Source organism: Leptolyngbya cf. ectocarpi LEGE 11479 (assembly GCF_015207065.1).
Classification (GTDB): Bacteria; Cyanobacteriota; Cyanobacteriia; order Phormidesmidales; family Phormidesmidaceae; genus Leptothoe; species Leptothoe ectocarpi.
In genome coordinates this window covers 1-5,001 of sequence record NZ_JADEXP010000431.1, presented here as the reverse complement: position 1 = coordinate 5,001, position 5,001 = coordinate 1, and the positions used below count along the sequence as shown (strand labels likewise).

The window sequence follows — 5,001 nt, the reverse complement described above, 5'->3', positions numbered from 1 at the left end:
ATTTGTGGGATTCCACTCACCCCACGGCTGGGAGGTTTTGCTAGAGGGCCTATCGCGTCATTTGGGCTTTCCTGCCAACCGAGAGTTTATCTTTCTATTTATCGCCACGTTTCCCGTGATTTTAGACACGGTCTTTAAGTATTGGATTTTTCGCTACCTCAACCGGATCTCGCCATCGGCAGTGGCTACCTATAAAAATATGAATGAATAGGAATACCCTTGTGGGGGCGTTCCATGGAACGCCCCCACAAGGGTCGTTTATAAGAAAAATTGACAGGAGGCGTTGCATCCGGTGAAAAAAACACTACACTGACAAATTAGTCCCGGTACTTGGTGGGGGTTTCCCCTTTGATAAACCGTTTATTGGGGCGCACATTTACTCGTGAAGGAGCCTATCGATGAGCACACCTTGGGAATCTGGCCCCCCACTAGGCGCGCGTTATAACGTATTGCGAGAACTGGGAGAAGGGGGGTTTGGTCGCACGTATTTGGCCGAAGATTTACATCGGTTTAAGGAGCGGTGTGTGCTTAAAGAATTTGTGCCCCAACTTGATGACCCGAATCTAGTGGCCAAAGCTGAGGAATTGTTTGAGCGTGAAGCTAAGGTGCTCTATCAGCTGGAGCATCCCCAGATTCCTAAGTTTCGTGAGCTGATGCGCGAAGGTGGCCAGCTCTTTCTCGTCCAGGACTATGTAGAAGGCACTACATACCGAGCTTTATTGCAAAATCGTCAAGACCACGCGGGGCATTTCAGCGAGACAGAAATCGTCCAGCTGCTCTATCAGCTGCTGCCAGTGTTGGACTATATCCACAACTTAGATATTATTCACCGCGATATTTCCCCCGAGAATTTGATTTTGCGATCGCAAGACGGTCTCCCCATACTGATTGACTTTGGCAGCGTTAAACAAATTGCCGCCACGGTGGAGCAGGAGCTGTCGGCTAGTGCTCATAAAACTCGAATTGGGAAGGTGGGATACGTTCCCCAGGAGCAGTTTCAAGCGGGTTCTGTCGACGCCACTAGCGATCTCTACGGGTTGGCAGCCACCCTGGTGGTATTAGCCACGGGCAAAGAGCCCCAAGAGCTGAATGATATGTATGAAAACACCTGGAACTGGGAGCGTTTTGTCAGTTTTGGTGCTCCCCTAAATCAGATACTCAAAAAAATGCTGGCTCCCTCTCCAGCCCAGCGTTATCCATCAGCGGCAGCTGTGCTCCAGGCGCTCCAGGGGAAGGATGCAGAGGATAATGGGAGTAACGGACGACTTGCTGGCAATGCGGCTAATGTCGCCCCGATGTTTCCTGAGGAGAATGGCGGTTCTATCGCTGAGGATGTGGTCTATCCCACGGAGGCGGCTACCCAGGTGGTGGATTCTGCTCCAGAAACGACCACGATGCCGACCTCCGTTAGCCCGACTAAACAGAGTGATAACCGAGCGAGTCTGCTCCAGGCTGCCATTGGGTTGCTGGCGCTGCTGGGGATATCTAGTCTGATCTTGGCATTATTGGTTGGTGTGGGACTGCGCCCCCGGTGGCCGGTTGGGGGCAACCCTGACGGTGGCTCTCTGCCGACGACGGAAACTCCAGTGGGGCCGACTCCCGATGAAATCGCTCGCAAAGAAGAGCTGGTGAAGCGCCGTGAGGCTTTGGGGGTAAATGAAGCGTGGTTAAATCTCTGGGTTAATCAGCGGTTTTATCAGCAGTATCCAAATTTAAGAGGACGCCCTTTAACCTCAGCGCCGGAGGATGCTCCCCTACGGCTGCGCTGGGATAATCTGGCAATGGATGCTTTGGATATCCTGGAGCTGCATCTGAGTATGCCAGCTCGACGGGGGCTGGGGGCCTATGGGGCCGACGATCGCGAAAGCTGGCGGCAAACGGTCAATCGGCTCAATGTCAGTAGCCGAGCCCTAGAAGACCTGACTGATGCTAAATTTGTCTCAATTTTTCCCCAGGCGTCGCGGGATAATCTTTTGGATCAGCCTCTGGGTCAGGTGTGGTACGCCTTAGCTCGAGACGGCGTAGAAGACTTAAAAACTAACGAAACACTGGAACGGGTAGAGTTTGAGGAAGGTGCCTTTAGACAGCGCCTAACGGGGCAACTGGCGGCGGGAGAAGGCCGGGTATTTTTGCTCAATTTACAGGCCGGTCAAAATCTACGCATTAACCTGCAAGTGCCTGAGAATAGTGCTTTGATGTCCCTATATGTGCCGATGCCATCCCAGGAGGTCCCCTTCCTTCTGTCTGATTCGTCTGAGACAACTTGGGCCGGTACGTTAAACCAACGTGGGTATTACGAAATTGCGATCGCATCCAAGTCCGCTAATCCCATCAATTATGCCCTCAGTGTTGCTGTAGACAATATCATCACCACTCCTCCAGAAGAGGAAGAGACCGATCCCCCCAACGAAGACCCTGATACAGGAGAAGAAGACTCCACAACAGATACACCGTCTGACGACTCAACAGCACCGGACAATGGGACAGATACTCCCAATAACAACGGGGAGAACACAGATCCTGAACCGGAAAACAGTGGAGATTCCTCGGCTGGCGTAGAGTTTAACTAGTGAGCCCGTTGACAAAGGGGGTTAGTACAGCGATGAATTCCGCCGTTGACTCGTAGGGCAGCACGTTGCGACCGGGAATAAACATTCCCTGGGCATGGGGAAAATGACTGGTGTAGTCGTTTAACCGCTGTTGCGCCGTCGTGTCCTGGACCGTTCGGTCGATGGTGGAGGCGGTTTTGCCCATTATTACCAAGATAGGCTGGGCGATGGCTGCGATCTCATCGCCATAATCCTGGCGCCAAAACCCTGCTAGAAACGAAAACACCGCATATCGGCTGGCCATATCCCGCGAACCCTGGTCGAGCATGGCCAGCCAATCATCTGTGATATCAGCCGCCTGGTCAAATAGCTGTCGCTCAGAAAACGACTTTAAAAATTTCTGAGTGCGCGCATACTGATAAAATCCCCAGCCCAGGGGTGACGCAAACAGCGACCAGTTAAGCTGCTGCCGCCAGCCCGGTGTGGGCTCTGTGATCAATCGCCAAGCTGGTGGACCCGATAAAACAGCCGCCGTCACCCATTGGCTCATGGTGGCATCGGCCATCAGTTCTAAAGCCACTGGCAGCAGCGCCCCTTGCACCATGACTATCACTGGTTTTTGAATCACTTCAGAGATAAAACAGTGCAGCTGTTCAGCCCAGTCGCGGGGACTATAGGCACGTCGTGGCAAATCACTCTCCCCACAGCCCAACAGATCGGGCACATACAGACGGGCTCCCTGCCACTGGTCGACAAATGGCTGCCAAAACTGACCCGATAGTCCCACACCAATGGGATGAATCAACAGTAGGGGCGTGGCATCACTGTCTCCGTCATGGACCTCGTATGCACAGGTGTACTGTTGCCAGCGATAGACGGCCATAGGTTTCTCAAGATACAGGCACAGAAGCAATAATAGAGAAACTATGGGCAATTAGCACCTGATTGGACAGACAGCATGATGCCAAGGCTTTTAGATAAAGACGCTAGCTATACATTCCGTTCGTATTTTGAACTGTCTCATGACACCGATGAGATTTTGGCTGAGTTTGGCTACAGCTACAGGCAGGCAAGACTGAATTTGCCTAAGACTCAGAGGCCTTTAGCCGATATAGACCAGCTCAAGACACAAATTGAAGCAACCTTACCCTATGTACAGCTGACTAGCGAAATCGCCAAACGCGAGGTTTTAGTCGCCCCCGTGCTGACTCGCGTAGCCACTATCTGTCATCAAATATTGCGATTTGAGTATCCGCTCAAGGTTAACAACTGGCTGCAGGGCAGTTTGGACTACTTAATTCGGGCTCAGCATCAAATAGTGGTGGTTGAAGCAAAGCGGGATGATCTAACTCGAGGATTTACACAGCTTGCAGTGGAGATGATTGCGCTGTCGATGCTAGATGATGCGCCGAGGACCATCTACGGCGCTGTCACCATGGGCAACTTTTGGATTTTTGGAGTGCTAGACAGCGATGTAAAGCAAATAACTCAGGACATCGGTGGCTATCAAGTTCCCGATGATGTTGAGAACCTTATCCGAGTTTTAGTGAGTATCGTAGATCAGTAGTTCATCACCCTGAGAAAGTGGCGATAATAGAGAGGTACAGACACAGAGACGTAAAGTATGAAAACCAAAATCGTTCCAGCTTTGCCATCTGTGCTGGCCGATAGGTTAAATGTGTCTGACTCTGAAATCGTTGAATTTTGCCAACGCTGGCATATCAAAGAGCTAGGGCTTTTTGGTTCCGCTATCCGGACAGACTTTCGAGAGGATAGTGATATCGATGTGTTGGTTGTCTTCGACAGCGACCGGGATTACTTAAATAGCGAGAAAGTTCAGCAAGAGCTAGCTCAGCTGGTCAGACGTGATGTGGATCTGACCCAAAAGCGGTTATTGCTGAATCTCTTTAGCCGGGCAGAAATACTGCACACCTATCGGGTGCTTTATCCGCCGGATCAGAGGAATTTTACGAGTCTGATAGAGTGTGATCCCGTCATGACGCAAACAGTTCGCAATCATGCTGCATTGCTCGATATGGTCAAAGCAATGGAGGCCATTGCGCGGTTTCTAGCAGGACGCACCTACGAAGATTTATTAGAAGACGAATTGTTTCAAAGTGCCGTAGAACGACAGCTAGAAATTATGGGCGAGGCAGCCAATCGTTTGAGTCCTGATTTTCAAACAGCTCATAGCGATATTGACTGGAGCGGTGCGATCGCTCTACGAAACGTGATTATTCACAAATATGACGATATCGACTACGCTCGTCTTTGGCAAATTGTGTCAGCAGAAGTGCCGCAGATTCTAGCTCAGGTTAAATCTTTAGTCCCGCCATTGCCTGAAACAGATGAGTAGATAATCGAGATATCAGTAATTCATCACCAAAATTTCGTCCACTTTGCCACGTTTGGTTGCTTTTGAATTAATCGCTCGAGTCGCTCTGACACAAAC

4 protein-coding genes and 1 pseudogene are annotated in these 5,001 nt (G+C 50.7%); 4 read left to right on the top strand and 1 reads right to left on the bottom strand.

Annotated elements, in window-relative coordinates; all coding sequences use genetic code 11:
• Both IQ260_RS27660 and IQ260_RS27655 read left to right on the top strand, forming a co-directional pair.
• Positions 1-211 (top strand): annotated as a pseudogene (locus IQ260_RS27660) (proton extrusion protein PcxA); the annotation flags it as partial.
• Positions 212-398: 187 nt separating this feature from the next.
• A complete protein-coding gene (locus IQ260_RS27655; protein ID WP_193996294.1) occupies positions 399-2,570 on the top strand; it encodes a serine/threonine-protein kinase in 2,172 nt (723 codons plus the stop codon).
• On the opposite strand, the gene IQ260_RS27650 is transcribed toward IQ260_RS27655, so the two are convergent.
• The gene (locus IQ260_RS27650; RefSeq protein ID WP_193996293.1) at positions 2,563-3,432 is read right to left on the bottom strand and encodes an alpha/beta fold hydrolase; all 870 of its coding nucleotides are present in this window, start codon (positions 3,430-3,432) and stop codon (positions 2,563-2,565) included. The two genes, IQ260_RS27655 and IQ260_RS27650, sit on opposite strands and share 8 nt — an antisense overlap.
• Before the next feature lie 75 nt (positions 3,433-3,507).
• Here IQ260_RS27650 and IQ260_RS27645 point away from each other — a divergent pair, with 75 nt between their 5' ends.
• Entirely contained in the window at positions 3,508-4,116 is a 609-nt protein-coding gene (locus tag IQ260_RS27645; RefSeq protein ID WP_228016488.1) for a hypothetical protein, read from the top strand.
• Between the two features lie 57 nt (positions 4,117-4,173).
• Positions 4,174-4,905, top strand: a complete 732-nt coding sequence (locus IQ260_RS27640; RefSeq protein ID WP_193996292.1) for a HepT-like ribonuclease domain-containing protein — start codon at positions 4,174-4,176, stop codon at positions 4,903-4,905.
• Positions 4,906-5,001: the final 96 nt, after the last annotated feature.

What these genes read in the sequence shown, in the direction of transcription:
- IQ260_RS27640 (WP_193996292.1), top strand. Translation starts at nt 4,174, where the DNA reads ATGAAAACCAAAATCGTTCCAGCTTTGCCATCTGTGCTGGCCGATAGG.
- IQ260_RS27650 (WP_193996293.1), bottom strand. Translation starts at nt 3,432, where the DNA reads ATGGCCGTCTATCGCTGGCAACAGTACACCTGTGCATACGAGGTCCAT.
- IQ260_RS27655 (WP_193996294.1), top strand. Translation starts at nt 399, where the DNA reads ATGAGCACACCTTGGGAATCTGGCCCCCCACTAGGCGCGCGTTATAAC.
- IQ260_RS27645 (WP_228016488.1), top strand. Translation starts at nt 3,508, where the DNA reads ATGATGCCAAGGCTTTTAGATAAAGACGCTAGCTATACATTCCGTTCG.